The sequence below is a fragment of the Streptosporangium sp. H16 genome (genome assembly GCF_051918855.1).
GTDB lineage: Bacteria > Actinomycetota > Actinomycetes > Streptosporangiales > Streptosporangiaceae > Streptosporangium.
Window position 1 is genome coordinate 176,088 of sequence record NZ_JBPXMD010000010.1, and the last position, 17,013, is coordinate 193,100.

Here is a 17,013-nt window from a genome sequence, read left to right on the forward strand (position 1 = left end):
CCGCCCGCGCATCCCGCCCGGCGCCCCCGTGACCCGACGGCGCGGAGAACGTGACGCCATCGTGACTGCCCTTCGCCGAACTCCTCCGCCGCGCCCGCCGTCATGATGTTCATGAGCAGATTCCGGTACGGCCCGCGCCTGGCGGTCCCCCTGGTGGGCCTGGCGCTGTTGGTGTCCGCCTGCGGTGGCGGCGAGTTACAAAGCACGTCCGGCGCCGCGGCACCCGCCGCCGACTCCGACATGCGGGCTCCCGAGGGGGAGTCGGCCGCCAGGGAGGCCGCCGCGTCCTCCGCGTCCCCGGTGTCCCCGGTGTCCCCGGCGTCCAAGTCCGACTCCCAGAACACCGCCCAGGTGAAGGTGTTCCCGGAGGACCGGGCGATCGTCTACACCGCGGAGATGACGGTGAGGGCCAAGGACGTCACCGCCGCGGCGGACCGCGCCAGGCAGATCGTCACCACCGCGGGCGGCTACCTGGCCAGGGAGAGGTCGGACGCCCACTCCAACGGCGAGGGCTCCGCGACGCTGGTCTTCAAGATCCCCCCGGGGAACTACCCGGGAACGCTCGACCGCCTGGGCAAGGACCTGGGCACTCGCGAGTCGCTGCAGCAGAACACCAAGGACGTCACCGAGCAGGTGGCCGACGTGGAGAGCCGGCTGAAGTCGGCCAAGGCCGCGCTCGACTCGCTGCGCACGCTGCTGAAGCGGGCCAACACCATCGGCGAGGTGCTCGACGTGGAGCGGGAGGTCTCCAACCGCGAGAGCGAGCTGGAGTCACTGCAGGCCAGGCAGAGGACCCTCGCCTCGCAGACGAGCATGGCGACGCTGACGCTGAACCTGGTCGGCCCTGCGGCGGTGGTCCAGGAGGAGGAGGACGAGCCGTCCGGCTTCTTCGGCGGCCTGGAAACGGGGTGGAGCGCCTTCGTCGCCGCCGTCAAGATCGGCCTGACGCTGCTGGGCGTGCTGCTCCCCTGGCTGGTCCTGATCGGCCTGGTCTGGCTGGTGCTGGCCTTCCTGCTGCGCCTGCGCCGCGGCGGGCGGGGCGACAGGCCGCTCGCTCCCGCGCCGGCGGACCCGGACCCCGCGCCGGTCGAGGACAGGGAGGTCGCCGGCGACGACGCCGACGACAGGGTGGAGGACGACGACGAGGGGCCCGTCCCCATGAGCCCGCGAAGGAACGACACCCCCGGGTGAACGCCTCCGGGGAACGGGGCCGGGAGGACGAACCCCGGCGAGCGGTCCTGGCGAGCGGTCCTCGATGAGCGGGACGGTCAGCGGGCCGAGGCCTCGTGGACGAAGTCGGTGAGACGGGCCAGCTGGCCGGGATCGGTGCCGGGCAGCACTCCGTGCCCCAGGTTGAACACGTGACCCTCGATCTTGGACGCGCGGGCGAGGATGTCGCCCGCGCGGCGCTCCACGACCTCCCACGGGGCGAGCAGGATCGCCGGGTCCAGGTTGCCCTGCAGCGCCTTGCCAGGGCCGACCCGCGGGGCGGCCTCGTCGAGCGGGACCCGCCAGTCGACGCCCACGACGTCGGCCCCCGCCTCGCCGAGCAGGCCGAGCAGCTCGCCGGTGCCGACGCCGAAGTGGATGCGCGGGACGTCCAGACCGGCCAGGCCCGCGAAGATCCGGCTGGTGTAGGGGAGGACGAACTCTCGGTAGTCGTTGGGCGAGACCGCCCCCACCCAGGAGTCGAAGAGCTGGACGGCGGAGGCCCCGGCGGCGAGCTGCACGCGCAGGAAGCCCAGGGTGATCTCGGTCAGCCTGTCCATGAGGGCGTGCCACAGCTCCGGCTCGCCGTACATCATGGCCTTGGTGTGGTCGTGGTTCTTGGAGGGGCCACCCTCGATGAGGTACGACGCCAGCGTGAACGGCGCTCCCGCGAAACCGATCAGGGGGGTCGCGCCCAGCTCCTTCGTCAGCGCCTGGACGGCCTCGGTGACATAGGAGACGTCGTCCGGCTCGATCGGGCGCAGCGCCCTGGCCGCCTCGGCGTCCCTGATCGGCGTGGCCACCACCGGCCCGACACCGGGCTTGATGTCGAGGTCGACGCCGATCGCCTTGAGCGGCACGACGATGTCGCTGAAGAGGATGGCCGCGTCCACGCCGTAGCGGCGGACCGGCTGCATCGTGATCTCCACGACCAGCTCGGGGGTGGCGCAGGCCGTGAGCATCGGCACCCCCTCGCGGAGCGCCCGGTACTCGGGCAGCGAGCGCCCTGCCTGGCGCATGAACCACACCGGGGTGTGGGAGACGGGCCGGCGGCGGCAGGCGCGCAGGAAAGCGGAGTCGGCGGGCTCGGAAGTCACCCCACCAGGGTGCCATGTCGGGGGACCGGTCGGCTCACCAAGGCCGCCGACCGGTGAGACCGATACGAAATCACCGACCATTCAATGAGATCCCACCTCACACCACCCAGGCACGACCAAGTGATGACAATGATCGCGTCTTACCGGTTTTGAGAGCTTCGTCCACTGAAATCCGATGTTGGTACGCGACAAGTGCCGTCGCACGGAGCGAAGCGATCATGTTTCCGGGTACAGTTCCTCCCATCGGCGATCCTGGCCCGGCCCCCGGCTGGTCCAAATGTTCGCCAACTCACCGCGCGGCATCGATTCCCGCACCACTTTGGGGACACGCCGAGCACGCTGCGCGGAAATGTCGGCGCGACGTGCCAACGTCGGACCACGACCCGACGAAAGGCCCGTGCGATGTCCACCATGTGGAGTTCACCCGAACATCGCGGTGAGCACCGTGCCTCCTGCGCCCGCGGACGGGTTCCCCGACCACGACCCCACTCCGGCGACCACGGCCGAGACGGGCGCCCGGAACGGCCCCGCGCCGCACGGGCCGGCGCCACGCGCGGTCGCGCGCTCTTTCTGGGAGTTCCCATCGGCGGGGTCGTCCCCGCCCTCCGCAGGCCGCCGGCAGCGGCTTGATCGGCTCCAATGGCTCCTACACACACCCCAGTGGTCCCCATGCGCTCAGTTTCGACCTACGCTTCCGATATGACCGTCGGTGACGCGCCGCCCGCTCCCGCCGCCTTCAGGCGCGCGGTGGCGAGCATGCGCCCCGCGGAGGTCAGGCCGGAGATCGAGCTGGAGGACATCCCGGCCCCGCAGCGCCTGGCCCCCTACTCGGCCGCGATCGGCGCGTCGGTGTACCGCGACGACGACGAGCTCGCCGTCGGCCGCCTCATCGTGCTCTTCGACCCCGACGGCCAGCGCGGCTGGGACGGCCAGTTCCGGCTCGTCGCCTACGTGCGGGCCGACATGGAGCCGGAGATCACCGAGGACCCGCTGCTCGGCCCCGTCGCGTGGAGCTGGCTCACCGAGTCGCTCGACGCGCACGACGCCGGCTACGCAGCCGCCGGAGGCACCGTCACCCGGGCGGTCTCCGAGGGCTTCGGCAACAAGGCCGAGGACCCGGTGACCACCGAGCTGGAGCTGCGCGCGTCCTGGTCGCCGCTGCAGGAGGACCTCTCCGGCCATGTCGCCGCCTGGTGCGACCTGATGTGCCTTGCCGCGGGCATACCACCCCTGCCACCCGACGTGGCGGCGCTGCCGCCGCGCCGTCGCGAAGATCCGGAGCCCTTCAGAACGTGACCGATGAGACGACCGTAGTCCCGCTGCTGGAACCTCGCGAGGGAATCCCACCCGTCATCGAGGACCCGGCCGCTCTCGCACGCGTGGTGCGCGCCTTCGCCGAGGGCACCGGCCCCGTCGCCGTCGACGCCGAGCGCGCCTCCGGCTACCGCTACAGCGGCCGCGCCTACCTGGTCCAGCTGCGCCGGGCCGGCGCGGGCAGCGCCCTGATCGACCCCATCCGCTGCCCCGACCTGTCGGGGCTCGACGCGGCGCTGGCCGACGCGGAGATCGTGCTGCACGCCGCCTCCCAGGACCTGCCGTGCCTGGCCGAGGTGGGCTTCCACCCGCGCGAGCTGTTCGACACCGAGCTGGCCGGCCGGTTGCTCGGCTACGAGCGGGTCGGGCTCGGCCTCATGGTGGAGAACGTCCTCGGATTCAGACTGGAGAAGGGCCACTCGGCCGCGGACTGGTCCACCCGCCCGCTGCCGGAGGACTGGCTGCGCTACGCCGCGCTCGACGTCGAGGTGCTGATCGAGCTCCGCGACGTCCTGCATGAGGAGCTGGTCTCCAGCGGCAAGCTGGCGTGGGCGCGTGAGGAGTTCGCCGCCGTGCTCGCGCACAAGGCCCCCGCCCCGCGCTCCGACCCGTGGCGGCGCACCTCGGGGATCCACAAGGTCCGCTCGCTGCGCGGGCTGGCGGTGGTACGGGAGCTGTGGACACTGCGCGACGGGCTCGCCCGCGAGTCCGACGTCGCCCCCGGGCGGGTCCTGCCCGACTCGGCGATCGTCACGGCCGCGCTGGAGCTGCCCCGCACCACCAAGGCGCTCACCGACATCCCCCCGTTCACCGGCCGCAGCGCCCGGCGGCACCTGCGCGACTGGCTGACCGCGATCGGCACCGCCCGCTCGCTGCCCGAGGCGGAGCTGCCGCAGCCCAGCACCCCCGGCGACGGACCGCCGCCGGCCAACCGGTGGATGGACCGCGACCCGGTGGCCGCCCGCCGGCTGGCCGCCGCCAGGGCCGTGGTGGCCGCGCTCGCCGACGAGCACCACATGCCCGCGGAGAACCTGATCCAGCCCGACGCGGTACGCCGGCTGACCTGGGAGCCTCCCCCGGTCATCGACGACGAGGCCGTGATCGCCCGGCTGCGCGAGCTGGGCGCCCGCGAGTGGCAGATCGGGCTGACCGCCCATCCGATCGCCAAGGCGCTACTCCGCCTGGAGATCAAGGGACAGGCGTGAGGCCCCCGCCCTTTACAAAGTAGATCACTGCTTCCGGGACCCGGGCGGGCCTGGCCCGCTCCGGCCCGGCTTCCCCGACCTGGCTCCCCGGCCTGGCTCCCCGGCCTGTGGGAACGCTCCGGCTCAGTTCCGGCAGGCCGCCGAGAGGGTCCACGACGAGAACCGCTCCACCTCGTCCTCCTCCGCCGCGAGCGGCTCCGGCCGCACGTAGGGAACGGCGCACCACACCGTCCGGCCCAGCCCCGGGCCGTGCTCGCGGGTCCCCCAGCGCCCGCCGGAGAGCCGGTCGACGATGAACAGGCCGCGCCCGCGCCCGGCACCGGGAGGCAGGTCCCGCGGGATGTACGGGGCACGGGAGGCGGAGCCGGGATCGGAGACCTCGACGTGGACGGAGTCGAGGGTGGCGGTCAGCGTCAGGCCGATCAGGTCGCCCACCAGCCCGCGGTCGGCGTGCTCCACGGCGTTCGCCAGCAGTTCCGAGACCACCTGGACCACGTCCGGCAGCAGGACGTGGTCCGGGCCGAGGGCCTCGCGCGTCTCGCGGCGCGCCCGCCCGACCGATTCGTAGGCACTGTCCAGAAATACCTCCGCGAGCTTTCCCGTCTCCATGCCCGAAGCCCTCCACCTGGTCGCACGAATCGCCGTCGTCACATCCGCCCTCGCGGGAATCCTTCAAAGAACGACTACCCTTCGTGTCCGGCTCGACACGCGCGGGTACGCGCTTCCGCGCGCTTTTCACGCGACCGGCGAAGAACCCGGGACATTCGCCCCGCGGGGACGACGGCGGGCACCTCGTCCCCTGACCAGGGGGACGAGACGCTCAGCAGGTCGCGAGCATGCCCTGCAGGGCGCTCTTCTCCGAGCTCTGCAGCGTCAGCTTCCAGTAGTACTTCACCTGGATCCACGCCCTGGCGTAGGTGCAGTCGAAGCCTCCCAGCGGCGGCTGCCACGTCGAGGGGTCCTGGTCGCCCTTGGCCTGGTTGACGTTGTCGGTGACCGCCCACAGCTCGGGACCGCCCAGGTCGTTGGCGTAGGCCTGGCGCTGCGCGCTGGTCCAGGCGTAGGCGCCCGAGCGCCACGCCTCGGCGAGCGGCACCATGTGGTCGATGTCGACGTCGCTCGCGGCGGTCCAGGTGGCGCCGTCGAACGGGGAGTACCAGCTGCCGGAGGTGGGCACGCAGCTGGAGTTGACGACCACTCCCGTACCGTCCCTCTTGAGCACCGTCTCGCGGGTGTTGCAGGCGCCGCTGATGGTGATCCAGTGGTTGAACAACGACCGGTCGTAGGAGGACTGGTTGGTCTCCGGGGCGACGGTGAGCGTCGCCAGCCTGCTGGCGGCGGTGGACGCCGAGGGGATGTTCGGCGGGGTCGCCGACGCCGTCCCCGTCGTCAGGGAGACGGTGAGGAGAATTGCCGTGAGGGCAGCGGAAACCCCGGTGACGACTCGTTTCACGAGTGGCCCCTTCTGTCGTTCCACCTCGGCCAGTCGGGGGGTCTGGGCACGGCGAGAGGACGACAGACGGAACGTCTCAACTCATGACAAATGCTGAAATGTCATGGTTTGACGACGAGTCAGGGCGCGCTTGGTCGGATACTGCCTCGGTCCATGATCGGATGTGTTTGATCTGCGACGACACCGCGCGCGGAAAGGCGCGGACCTCCCCTTCCCCTGCCAACGCGGCATGAAGATCTGGTGAACGCCGTAATCCTCGCGAGGCTCAACCGGCCGACAGGACCGCCTCGATGTCGTCGGCGCCGGCCAGCGAGTCGGCCAGCCGTTCCCGCTCCGCGGCGTCCAGGGGGATCGCGCGGACGCGGGCCAGCAGCTCGCCCGCCCGCTCGCGGTCGGAGAGCGCCAGGGCCATCTCCGCGCGGTAGACGAGCGCTTCGACGAGGTCCGCGTTCGGCGCGTCCCCGGCTCGCGCCAGCGCGCCGTCGAGAATCTTGGCGGCCTGCCGGTGGTCGCCGTGGGAGTCGCCCATGACGACGGCGTTCCGCACCGCCGTGGCGAGCCTGCCCGCCGGAGGCTCCTCCCGGTCCGCGGCCGCGGCCGAGGGGAAGATCCGGATCCAGTTCCCTCCCGGGTCGACGATCGTGAACCCGGCGAGGTTGTCGGCGTTCTTCCGTTTCCTGGGCCTGGTCATCCGGGGGATCCCGGAGATCAGGAGCTTGCCGTACGCGGATCGCATGCCCTCGGCGAAGGCGCTGAAGAGAGCTCCGGTATCGGGGACGGTGATGATGCAGGTGCCGTAGGAGTCTTCCGGGTTGAAGCCCGGGATGGTGAAGAAGTGCAGATGGATGTCCTCCCGCCGTAGGGCGAGGTACGGGTTCGGGCGAACCTGGTGATAGGTCCTCGTGAAACCCAGCGCGGTGTAGAACTCCTCGATCTCGTCGATCGATCGGCAGGGCAGTGCCGGCACGGTCGTCTCGTTGGCCATGTCACTCTCCGGATGAACACTAGTCAAATTGTACTATTGCCGGATTCGAGGGTATCGGCGAATGAACGGCGGCGCTCTCCGAATTGTCGTGTATCCGCGCGGGAACCCCGGCGAACGAGGATCCGTGGCCGGCCGCGCCGGCCACCCGCGCCAGGGGCGGGCCGGTGGCCTCGTGGGAGCCGACGGCGCGACGCGGCCTCCCTCAGGAGGTGTGTGCGCCTCTTTCCAGGCGTTCGATCAGGCCGCGGGTCCACTCGGCGCCGCTGCCGGAGAAGTGCGTCCACAGGCGCATGATCTCGGCGATCGGCTCCCAGTCCCGGGAGTCGGCGTCGTCGGACGTCCAGTGGCGGGCGACCTCCGCCCGCCAGCCGTCGAGTGCCGCCAGCCGCTCCTTCAGCAGCGCGACCACCTCTTCCCTGGGCAGGCAGGTGAGGAAACCCACCCCGGCCGTCAGCTCGTCGATCTTCTGGTCGTGCCTGGCCAGGGCCTTGCGCAGCATGTCCAGGAACTCCGCGTCACCCGCGTCGGTGAGCTCGTACTCCACGCGCGGCGGTCCGCCCGCGGCGCTCGGCGCCATCTCGTGGGCGCGCAGCAGCCCCTGCTTGGCCATCTGCCTGAGCGCGTGGTAGATCGAGCCGGGCTTGGCCGTGGACCACTCGTGCGCGCCCCAGCTCTCCAGATCTCCGCGCACCTGGTAACCGTGCGCCCGGCCGCGTTCGCGGACGGCCCCGAGCACCAGCAGCCGGATGGCCGACACCCCAGCCCCCATCTTCGAACAATCGGTGACCGGAGCTTACCGGTCCCGCGCCGCCGGGAGGGCGAGGAGCGCACGCCACCCTCGGACCGGCCGCCGGCGCGGCCCGTCCGCCGCCCTCGCGGACGCCCTCCAGCCCACTCCTCCTTTCCCCCGGCGCTTGCAGCAGGCGGGACGGCTGCCGTACCGTGGAAAGGAAAGCGCTTTCCAATCGGAGGTCGGAGAAAAGATGTCCCCGCAAAGCATCGGCGTCGTGATGAACGGTGTCACGGGCCGCATGGGCTACCGCCAGCACCTGGTCCGATCGGTCCTGGCGATCAACGAGCAGGGCGGCGTGACGCTGTCGGACGGCGGGAGGGTTCTACTCAGGCCGGTGCTGGTGGGCCGGAGCGCGGAGAAACTGGAGAGGCTGGCGAGCGGGCACGGCATCGCGGACTGGACCACCGACCTCGACACCGCCCTCGCGGACGACGCCAACCTGATCTACTTCGACGCCCAGGTCACCCAGGCCCGGGTGAAGGCCGTGCTCGCGGCGATCGAGGCGGGCAAGCACATCTACGCGGAGAAGCCGACCGCCGAGACGTACGGGGACGCGCTGGCGCTGGCCGAGGCCGCGACCGCGAGGGGCGTGAAGAACGGCGTCGTGCAGGACAAGCTCTTCCTGCCGGGCCTGCTCAAGCTCAAGCGCCTGATCGACGGCGGCTTCTTCGGCCGGATCCTGTCGGTGCGCGGCGAGTTCGGCTACTGGGTGTTCGAGGGCGACTGGCAGGACGCGCAGCGCCCGTCGTGGAACTACCGCACCGAGGACGGCGGCGGCATCGTCCTCGACATGTTCCCGCACTGGGCGTACGTGCTGGAGAACCTGTTCGGCCGGGTCACCTCGGTCTACGCCCAGGCCGTCACCCACATCCCCGAGCGGGTGGACGAGCGGGGCGAGAGCTACCGGGCCACCGCCGACGACGCCGCCTACGGGGTGTTCGAGCTGGAGGGCGGGATCATCGCGCAGATCAACTCCTCCTGGAGCGTCAGGGTGAACCGCGACGAGCTGGTGGAGTTCCAGGTGGACGGCACGCACGGCAGCGCCGTCGCGGGCCTGCGCGACTGCCGGATCCAGCACCGCGCCACCACCCCCAAACCGGTCTGGAACCCCGACCTGCCCGCCACCGCCCGCTTCAGGGACGGCTGGCAGGAGGTGCCCGACAACGCGGAGTTCGACAACGGCTTCAAGATCCAGTGGGAGCTGTTCGTCCGCCACGTGGTCGAGGACGCGCCCTTCCCCTATGACTTCGCCTCGGGCGCGCGCGGCGTCCGCCTCGCCGAGCTGGGCCTGCGCTCCTCCGCCGAGGGCCGCCGCCTGCCGGTGGAGCCCTGATGACCGCCCTGAGGATCGCGCTGCCCGGCGGGGAGCACACCCTGCGCGAGCGGGTCACCTGGACCAGGCCCGCGGGCCCGGCGGTGAGCCGCGTCGTCTACGCCGCCGCCCACGTGGTCGCCGACCCGCTCGGCGACAACACCCCCGGCTCCCCGGCCACCGTCGACTGGGACGCCACCCTGCGCTTCCGGCACCACCTGTGGTCGTACGGGCTGCGGGTCGCCGACGCCATGGACACCGCGCAGCGCAACATGGGTCTCGACTGGGCGGCCACCCGCGAGCTGATCCGGCGCAGCGCCACCGAGGCGAAGGCCTTCGGCGACCCGGCGGAGCTGGTGGCCTGCGGCGCGGGCACCGACCAGGCCCCGCACGCCCGGACCCTGGACGAGGTCGTGGCGGCCTACACCGAGCAGATCGAGACCGTGCGGGACGCGGGCGCCGGGGTCATCGTGATGGCGAGCCGTCAGCTGGCCGCGATCGCGCGGGGCCCGGAGGACTACCACCGGGTCTACGGCGAGCTGTTCTCCCGGGTCGACCGGCCGGTGATCCTGCACTGGCTGGGCGAGATGTTCGACCCGAACCTGGCGGGCTACTGGGGCTCGCGGGACGTGCCCGAGGCCACCGCGTCGTTCCTGTCCCTGATCCGCGACCACGCGGCGAAGGTGGACGGGGTCAAGGTCTCGCTGCTGGACGCCGAGCACGAGATCGGGCTGCGCGCGGCGCTGCCCGAGGGCGTGCGGCTCTACACCGGCGACGACTTCAACTACCCCTCGCTCATCAAGTCGGGCAGCCACGCCCTGCTGGGCATCTTCGACGCGATCGCCCCCGCGTCCGCGGCGGCCCTGGAGGCGCTCGACGCGGGCGACCTCGGACGGTACGACGAGATCATGGAGCCCACGGTCCCGCTCTCGCGGAAGATCTTCGAGGCCCCGACGTACAACTACAAGACGGGCATCGTCTTCCTGGCGTGGCTCAACGGCCACCAGGACGCCTTCGCCATGGTCAACGGCGCCCAGGCGGCCCGTTCCCTGCCCCACCTGGCCGAGGTGTTCCGCCTGGCCGACGGGGCCGGGCTGCTGGCCGACCCCGAGCTGGCGGTCTCCCGGATGCGCTCCCTGCTGGCGGTGAACGGCCTGTGAGAGCGCGCACGAGCCGGTTCTCGCTGAACCAGTGGACCACGAAGCGGTGGTCGGTGGCCGAGGCCGTCGACGGGTGCGTGCGGCACGGCGTCGAGGCCATCGGCCTGTGGCGGCAGGACGTCGCCGCGCAGGGTCTGGAGCAGACCGTCAAGCTCGTCGCGGACGCCGGGCTGCGGGTGTCGTCGCTGTGCCGGGGCGGGTTCCTCACCTCCGGCGGGCCGGAGGCCCTGGACGACAACCGCAGGGCGATCGACGAGGCCGCGGCGCTGGGCGCCGCCTGCCTGGTCATGGTGGTCGGCGGCCTGCCCGGCGTGGTGCCCGGCGAGCCGCTGGGCACGATCTCCCGCGACCTGCCCGCCGCGCGGGAGCGGGTCGCCGAGGCGCTGGCCGTGCTGGCCCCGTATGCGGGCGAGCGCGGCGTGCGGCTCGCCCTCGAACCGCTGCACCCGATGTACTGCGCCGACCGGGCCGTGCTGTCCACGCTCGGCCAGGCGCTCGACCTGGCCGAGGCGCACCCCGCCGAGCAGGTGGGCGTCGTCGTCGACACCTTCCACGTGTGGTGGGACCCGCGGGTGCTGGAGGAGATCGCCAGAGCCTCGGGCCGGATCGCGAGCTACCAGGTGTGCGACTTCCTGTCGCCGCTCCCCGCCGACGTGCTGCTCGGCCGGGGGGTGATGGGCGACGGGGTGATCGACTTCGCGCCGCTGACCCGGGCGGTGGCCGAGGCGGGCTACACAGGGGACGTCGAAGTGGAGATCTTCAACGCGGACGTGTGGGCCGCCGACCCCGACGGGATCCTGTCCAGGGTGAAGGCCGCCTTCGCCGAGTTCGTCGGCGATTGACACGCGGTCCCCCGCCACGGCGTTCCGGGGGCGGGGGACCGTTCCAACACGCGGGAAAACACGTTGGCAGGGCCCGGATTACCGCTTCACGTTGGAGTGACATGGCAGGTACTCGTACGGTAGGGGTATGACGACCGCAGAAAGCGAAGCCAGCCCCGCCGTACAGCGGCCGCCGGAACATGTGATGGCCGTACTGGAAGCGATCCGGGAGTGGGAGGCGGCCAACCCCGACTCGGCCCCCTCCGGTCAGGGAGAGGCAATTCTCTGGGCCCTGGGCAAGCGGGAGCAGGCGCCGATCAGCGGCCGCCCCTCCTCGGGATCCCCGCCCACCCTCGCCGAGGCACGCGCCGAGATCGACGCCGCCGAGCGGGTTCCGCGCGAGGGCCGGGTCGTGCCGGCCGACGGGGTCATCAGCACCCTGAACTGGTTGATCGGCGCCAAGGACGGCCTGCCCATTCCCGGCCGTAAGTCCTCGGAGGGCTGGGGACACCTGGTCGGCGGGCGCGGTGTGATCCTGCGCACCGAGGCCGAGATCGCCAGGATCGCCGAGCTGGCCGCCGAAGGCCGGCCCAACGCGGCGGGCGAGTGGGAGAAGGAATGGTGCGCGGGCACCATCGCCGTATGCGAGTGGGTTCTCGGCACGCGCAGGAAGTCCCCGGTCCGTAACACGCCTCGCCCCATCCACGGACCGACCGGCCTCAACCTCGGCATGGAGGAGAGCGCGGCCGAGGACGTGTCCCGGCAGCTCGGCCGGGGACGCCAGCACTCCCCCGGCTACGGCGACGGGGTCATCAGGACGATTCGCTGGCTGCGCGGCCAGATCATGGTCCCGCCGGTCAACGAACAGGGAAACCCCGTTCCCGGCATGCGCTGACCCCCGCCACTCCCCTCTCTTCCCGGCCCCCGCCTTCCCCTACGACACGATCGGCCCGGACACCCCGGAAGGTGTCCGGGCCGATCGTCGTGCCGGCCTCACCGCCTCCGGCCTCTCATGACGACCCCGTGGCGGCCGGACCCCACATCAGGCCTCTCATGACGACCCCGTGGCGGCCGGGCCACCGGATCCGGCTCGCCGTGACGGGCGGCGGACCGGCTTCCCTGGACGGAGGCGTGTCACCCCAGGCCGCGGGTGCTCTCCCGGAGGATCACCTCGCCGGTCACGATCTCGGCCCTGGACTCCTCGGAAGGGTCGAGGGCCAGCTCCAGCGCGCGGCCGCCCATGGCGGCGAGCGGCAGCCGTACGGTGGACAGCGAGGGAACCAGGTCGCGCAGGGTGAAGATGTCGTCGAAGCCCGCCACGGAGACGTCCTCGGGAACCCGGATGCCCCGGTCCCTGAAGGCGGCCAGGGCGCCCACCGCCATCACGTCGTTGACGGCGAAGACGCACGTGACCCCCGACACCTGGGTGGCCGCCGCGTAGCCGCCCTCCCGGTCGAAGGAGCCGTTCAGGACGCGCGGCGCGGGCAGGCCGAGCTCCTCCAGCGCGCCGGTGAACCCCTCCACCCTGTCCCTGGGCGCGATCAGCCAGTCCGGCCCGGCGAGGATCGCGAAGTTGCGGTGCCCCAGCCCGGCGAGGGCGCGGGCCAGTTCGGCGGCGCCCAGGCGGTTGTCCGGCACCACCGTGTCGACGCCGAGCAGGTTCTGGCCCACGCAGGCGACCCGGCCTCCGGACTCCCGGTAGTGGTCGAGTTCCGTCCGGAGCCGCCGGGTCGTCTCCGGGTCGGTGACCCGGGAGCCGACGAGCAGCACGGCGCGGACCCGCTGGGCGTTGAGCGTCGAGACGTAGGCGATCTCCCGCTGGGGGTCGCGGTGGGTCGTGCCGATCATGACCATGAGCCCCTGGCTCTCGGCGACCCGCATGGCCCCGTCGGCGATCGCGGCGAAGTAGGGGTCGGTGAGGTCGTGGACGACCAGGCCGATCACGTTGCTGGCCCCCCTGGCGAGGGTCTGCGCGGCCACGTTGGTGCGGTACCCCAGCTCGGCGGCGGCCAGTTCCACCTTGGCCCGCAGGGAGGCGCCCACCTGCCGGGTGCTGCCGTTGAGCACCCGCGACGCCGTGGCGAGCGAGACGCCCGCCTGCCGGGCGACATCCTCAAGCGTGACCACCGACAACCTCCCGGAAAGCGTTTTCCAAAGTCTGCCAGAGTTACCCCCGCCCCGCATCCCGGGACACGGCCCGCGAGGTGGGGCCGTAAGCCCGCACACCCTTGGGGACAACTTACCCACCTCGCGCGCGCCCGGCCGCGCCAAGCGTTGTTACTGACGAGTAGCATGGTGGGGAAGCCATCCAGCAACGAGGAGCGAACCCCGTGCCTTCGTCTCGTGACGTCGTATTCGTCGACGGTGTGCGCACACCATTCGGCAGGTCGGGCCCCAAGGGCCTGTACGCCGAGACGCGCGCCGACGACCTGGTGATCCGCGTCATCCGCGAGCTGATCCGGCGTAACCCGAATCTGCCTCCCGAGCGCGTCGACGAGGTGGCCATCGCGGCCACCACGCAGATCGGCGACCAGGGCCTGACCCTGGGCCGCTCCGCCGCGATCCTGGCCGGCCTGCCCAAGACCGTGCCCGGCTACTCGATCGACCGCATGTGCGCGGGCGCGATGACCGCGGTGACCTCGGTCGCCGGCGGCATCGCCTTCGGCGCCTACGACGTCGCCATCGCCGGCGGCGTCGAGCACATGGGCCGCCACCCCATGGGCGAGGGCGTCGACCCCAACCCCCGCTTCCTGGCCGAGCAGCTCGTGGACGGCTCCGCCCTCGTCATGGGCATGACCGCCGAGAACCTCCACGACCGCTACCCCTCCATCACGAAGGACCGCGCGGACGCCTTCGCCCTCGCCTCCCAGGAGAAGGTCGCCAAGGCGTACGCCGACGGCAGGATCCAGCCGGACCTGGTCCCGACGGCGATCAGGTCCGCGGAGAAGGGCTGGGGGCTGGCTACCGCCGACGAGGCGCCCCGCCCGGGCACCACGCTGGAGGGCCTCGCCGGGCTGAAGACCCCGTTCCGCCCGCACGGCCGGGTCACCGCGGGCAACGCCTCCGGGATCAACGACGGCGCCACCGGCTGTGTCGTGGCCGCCGCCGACGTCGCGGAGGAGCTCGGCCTGGCGCCGAAGATGCGTCTGGTCTCGTACGCCTTCGCGGGCGTGGACCCCGAGGTGATGGGCGTCGGGCCGATCCCGTCCACCGAGCGGGCGCTGCGCCTGGCCGGGCTCTCCATCTCCGACATGGGGCTGTTCGAGATCAACGAGGCGTTCGCCGTGCAGGTGCTGGCGTTCCTGGAGCACTTCGGCATCGCCGACGACGACCCCCGGGTCAACCCCTACGGCGGCGCCATCGCCTTCGGCCACCCGCTGGCCTCCTCCGGGGTGCGCCTGATGACGCAGCTCGCCCGCGAGTTCGGCGAGCGCCCCGACGTCCGCTACGGCGTGACCACGATGTGCGTGGGCCTGGGCATGGGCGGAACGGTCATCTGGGAGAACCTCGGCTGGGAGGGCGAGAAGTGACGGACACCAAGACTGGCAGCGCGGGCACCACCGACATCGCGGAGCTCTTCGCCGACGAGGTCGTCACCCGGGCGGCCGTCCGCGACGTGGAACTGCCGTACGGGGCGGGCACCATGGCCCTGATCACGCTGGACAACGGTTTCGACCACACCAAGCCGTCGACGTTCGGCCCCGGCGGGCTGACCTCGCTGGGCGAGGCCCTGGACGCGGTCGCCGGGCGAAGCGACCTGGCGGCGGTGGGCGTCGTCGGCAAGCCGTTCGTCTTCGCCGTCGGCGCCGACCTCAAGGGGGCCGCGCTGGTCACCGAGCGGGAGCAGGCGCTGCGGATCGGCAAGCTGGGGCACGACGTGTTCCGCCGCCTCGGCGAGCTGGACGTGCCCTCGTTCGCCTTCGTCAACGGCGCGGCGATGGGCGGCGGCCTGGAGGTCGCGCTGCACTGCACGTACCGGACCATCTCCTCCGGGGTGCCCGCCGTGGCGCTGCCCGAGTGCTTCCTCGGCCTGGTCCCCGGCTGGGGCGGCACCCAGCTGCTGCCCCGCCTGATCGGCCCGGCCGCGGCCGTCAAGCTGATCGTCGAGAACCCGCTCTCGCAGAACCGCATGATCAAGGGCAGGGAGGCGTTCGCGCTCGGTGTCGCCGACGCGATGTTCGAGCCCGCCGACTTCCTGGAGGAGTCGCTGCGCTGGGCCGCCCAGGTGCTGCGCGGTGACGTGACGGTCTCCCGTACCGACCACAGCGGGGACGACTGGGCCAAGACGGTCGCCGACGCGCGCTTCCTGCTCGACATGAGGCTGCACGGCGCCTCCCCGGCCCCCTACCGGGCGCTGGAGCTGGTCGAGCTGGCCCGCACCGCCTCGCGCGACGAGGGCTTCGACGCCGAGGACCAGGCCCTGGCCGACCTCCTCATGGGCGACGAGCTCCGCGCCGGCCTGTACTCCTTCGACCTGGTACAGCGGCGGGCCAAGAAGCCCGCGGGCGCCCCCGACAAGGCGCTGGCCCGCAAGGTGACCAAGGTCGGCGTCGTCGGCGCGGGCCTGATGGCCTCGCAGATGGCTCTGCTGTTCGCCCGCCGCCTGGAGGTCCCGGTCGTGCTGACCGACCTGGACCAGGCCCGGCTGGACAAGGGCGTGGGCTACGTCCACGCCGAGGTGGACAAGCTGCTCGGCAAGGGGCGCGTCTCCGCCGACCAGGCCAACCGGCTCAAGGCCCTGGTGACCGGCTCGCTGACCAAAGACGCGTTCGCCGACGCCGACTTCGTCATCGAGGCCGTGTTCGAGGACATGAAGGTCAAGCGGAAGGTGTTCGCCGAGGTGGAGGAGGTCGTCTCCGCCGAGTGCGTGCTGGCCACGAACACCTCCTCGCTGTCGCTGACCGAGATGGCCTCGGGGCTGCGCCACCCCGAGCGCGTGGTGGGCTTCCACTTCTTCAACCCGGTCGCGGTGATGCCGCTGCTGGAGATCGTGCGGGGGGCGGAGACCGACGACGCGACGCTCGCCACGGCCTTCTCCGTCGGGCGGTCGCTGAAGAAGTCGTCGGTGCTGGTCAAGGACGCGCCCGCGTTCGTGGTCAACCGCCTGCTGACGCGCTTCATGGGCGAGGTCATCGGCGCCGTTGACGAGGGCACCCCGCTGGAGGTCGCCGACCACGCGCTGGACGGGCTCGGCCTGCCGATGACCCCGTTCGCGCTGATGCAGCTCGTCGGCCCCGCCGTGGCGCTGCACGTCGCCGAGACGATGCACGAGGCCTTCCCGGCCCGCTACGGGGTGTCGGAGAACCTCGCCCGGCTGGTCGCGGCGGGCAAGCCGGGCGTCTACGCGCCGGACTTCTCGCTGGACCCCGAGGCGGTGGCCCTCTTCACCGGCGGCACCTCCCCGTCGACGGCGGAGGAGGTGCGGCTGCGGGCGCTGCGGGCGCTGGCCGAGGAGATCCGCCTCATGCTCCAGGAGGGCGTGGTCTCGGCCCCCCAGGACATCGACCTGTGCATGATCCTCGGCGCGGGCTGGCCGTTCCACCTGGGCGGCGTCACCCCCTACCTCGACCGGACGGGCATCGCCGAGCCGCGCTTCCTGCCGCCGGGCGTGGCCTCGGTCCCCGCCTGACGGTCCGTCCCCCGTACGGCTCCCCCTCCCTCCCG

The 17,013-nt window shown here is 72.0% G+C and carries 15 protein-coding genes; 9 read left to right on the forward strand and 6 right to left on the reverse strand.

Translation table 11 applies throughout. From position 1 onward, the window contains the following. Positions 1-111: 111 nt before the first annotated feature. Positions 112-1,191, forward strand: a complete 1,080-nt coding sequence (locus ACTOQ2_RS19025) for a DUF4349 domain-containing protein (RefSeq protein ID WP_440100953.1) — start codon at positions 112-114, stop codon at positions 1,189-1,191. A gap of 77 nt (positions 1,192-1,268) precedes the next feature. Here ACTOQ2_RS19025 and hemE read toward each other — a convergent pair whose 3' ends face one another. Continuing rightward, positions 1,269-2,306, reverse strand: coding sequence for a uroporphyrinogen decarboxylase (hemE, locus tag ACTOQ2_RS19030; protein WP_440100955.1), 1,038 nt, complete (start codon positions 2,304-2,306; stop codon positions 1,269-1,271). Between the two features lie 699 nt (positions 2,307-3,005). Between hemE and ACTOQ2_RS19035 the strand changes: the two genes are divergently transcribed. Continuing rightward, complete coding sequence (locus ACTOQ2_RS19035; protein ID WP_362681124.1) at positions 3,006-3,602, forward strand: DUF3000 domain-containing protein; 597 nt, start codon at positions 3,006-3,008, stop codon at positions 3,600-3,602. Then, a complete protein-coding gene (locus ACTOQ2_RS19040) occupies positions 3,599-4,825 on the forward strand; it encodes an HRDC domain-containing protein (RefSeq protein WP_440100957.1) in 1,227 nt (408 codons plus the stop codon). The genes ACTOQ2_RS19035 and ACTOQ2_RS19040 overlap by 4 nt, the downstream gene beginning before the upstream one ends. A 123-nt stretch (positions 4,826-4,948) precedes the next feature. Here ACTOQ2_RS19040 and ACTOQ2_RS19045 read toward each other — a convergent pair whose 3' ends face one another. The 4 genes from ACTOQ2_RS19045 to ACTOQ2_RS19060 form a co-directional block, all read right to left on the reverse strand. After that, complete coding sequence (locus ACTOQ2_RS19045) at positions 4,949-5,434, reverse strand: ATP-binding protein (protein ID WP_440100959.1); 486 nt, start codon at positions 5,432-5,434, stop codon at positions 4,949-4,951. Positions 5,435-5,645: 211 nt separating this feature from the next. Then, entirely contained in the window at positions 5,646-6,278 is a 633-nt protein-coding gene (locus ACTOQ2_RS19050; protein WP_440100961.1) for an HNH endonuclease family protein, read from the reverse strand. Between the two features lie 265 nt (positions 6,279-6,543). Next, the gene (locus tag ACTOQ2_RS19055; RefSeq protein ID WP_440100963.1) at positions 6,544-7,263 is read right to left on the reverse strand and encodes a VOC family protein; all 720 of its coding nucleotides are present in this window, start codon (positions 7,261-7,263) and stop codon (positions 6,544-6,546) included. Positions 7,264-7,465: 202 nt separating this feature from the next. After that, the gene (locus tag ACTOQ2_RS19060) at positions 7,466-8,032 is read right to left on the reverse strand and encodes a PadR family transcriptional regulator (RefSeq protein WP_440100965.1); all 567 of its coding nucleotides are present in this window, start codon (positions 8,030-8,032) and stop codon (positions 7,466-7,468) included. Between the two features lie 214 nt (positions 8,033-8,246). Here ACTOQ2_RS19060 and ACTOQ2_RS19065 point away from each other — a divergent pair, with 214 nt between their 5' ends. The 4 genes from ACTOQ2_RS19065 (at position 8,247) to ACTOQ2_RS19080 (ending at position 12,244) form a co-directional block, all read left to right on the forward strand. After that, positions 8,247-9,389, forward strand: coding sequence for a Gfo/Idh/MocA family protein (locus ACTOQ2_RS19065; protein ID WP_440100967.1), 1,143 nt, complete (start codon positions 8,247-8,249; stop codon positions 9,387-9,389). After that, entirely contained in the window at positions 9,389-10,528 is a 1,140-nt protein-coding gene (locus tag ACTOQ2_RS19070; RefSeq protein WP_440100969.1) for a dihydrodipicolinate synthase family protein, read from the forward strand. Before ACTOQ2_RS19065 ends, ACTOQ2_RS19070 begins: the two co-directional genes overlap by 1 nt. Then, entirely contained in the window at positions 10,525-11,370 is an 846-nt protein-coding gene (locus ACTOQ2_RS19075; protein ID WP_440100971.1) for a sugar phosphate isomerase/epimerase family protein, read from the forward strand. Before ACTOQ2_RS19070 ends, ACTOQ2_RS19075 begins: the two co-directional genes overlap by 4 nt. Before the next feature lie 127 nt (positions 11,371-11,497). Further along, positions 11,498-12,244, forward strand: coding sequence for a hypothetical protein (locus ACTOQ2_RS19080; protein ID WP_440100973.1), 747 nt, complete (start codon positions 11,498-11,500; stop codon positions 12,242-12,244). Between the two features lie 239 nt (positions 12,245-12,483). On the opposite strand, the gene ACTOQ2_RS19085 is transcribed toward ACTOQ2_RS19080, so the two are convergent. After that, positions 12,484-13,476, reverse strand: a complete 993-nt coding sequence (locus tag ACTOQ2_RS19085) for a LacI family DNA-binding transcriptional regulator (RefSeq protein ID WP_440100975.1) — start codon at positions 13,474-13,476, stop codon at positions 12,484-12,486. A 203-nt stretch (positions 13,477-13,679) separates the two neighbouring features. Between ACTOQ2_RS19085 and ACTOQ2_RS19090 the strand changes: the two genes are divergently transcribed. Then, positions 13,680-14,879, forward strand: coding sequence for a thiolase family protein (locus ACTOQ2_RS19090; protein WP_362681159.1), 1,200 nt, complete (start codon positions 13,680-13,682; stop codon positions 14,877-14,879). Then, positions 14,876-16,978, forward strand: coding sequence for a 3-hydroxyacyl-CoA dehydrogenase NAD-binding domain-containing protein (locus ACTOQ2_RS19095; protein WP_440100977.1), 2,103 nt, complete (start codon positions 14,876-14,878; stop codon positions 16,976-16,978). The genes ACTOQ2_RS19090 and ACTOQ2_RS19095 overlap by 4 nt, the downstream gene beginning before the upstream one ends. Positions 16,979-17,013 lie beyond the last annotated feature (35 nt).

Excerpts from the sequence above, each read along its gene's own strand:
- ACTOQ2_RS19025 (WP_440100953.1), top strand. The coding sequence starts at position 112 with ATGAGCAGATTCCGGTACGGCCCGCGCCTGGCGGTCCCCCTGGTGGGC.
- ACTOQ2_RS19035 (WP_362681124.1), top strand. The coding sequence starts at position 3,006 with ATGACCGTCGGTGACGCGCCGCCCGCTCCCGCCGCCTTCAGGCGCGCG.
- ACTOQ2_RS19045 (WP_440100959.1), bottom strand. The coding sequence starts at position 5,434 with ATGGAGACGGGAAAGCTCGCGGAGGTATTTCTGGACAGTGCCTACGAA.
- ACTOQ2_RS19055 (WP_440100963.1), bottom strand. The coding sequence starts at position 7,263 with ATGGCCAACGAGACGACCGTGCCGGCACTGCCCTGCCGATCGATCGAC.
- ACTOQ2_RS19060 (WP_440100965.1), bottom strand. The coding sequence starts at position 8,032 with ATGGGGGCTGGGGTGTCGGCCATCCGGCTGCTGGTGCTCGGGGCCGTC.
- ACTOQ2_RS19065 (WP_440100967.1), top strand. The coding sequence starts at position 8,247 with ATGTCCCCGCAAAGCATCGGCGTCGTGATGAACGGTGTCACGGGCCGC.
- ACTOQ2_RS19070 (WP_440100969.1), top strand. The coding sequence starts at position 9,389 with ATGACCGCCCTGAGGATCGCGCTGCCCGGCGGGGAGCACACCCTGCGC.
- ACTOQ2_RS19080 (WP_440100973.1), top strand. The coding sequence starts at position 11,498 with ATGACGACCGCAGAAAGCGAAGCCAGCCCCGCCGTACAGCGGCCGCCG.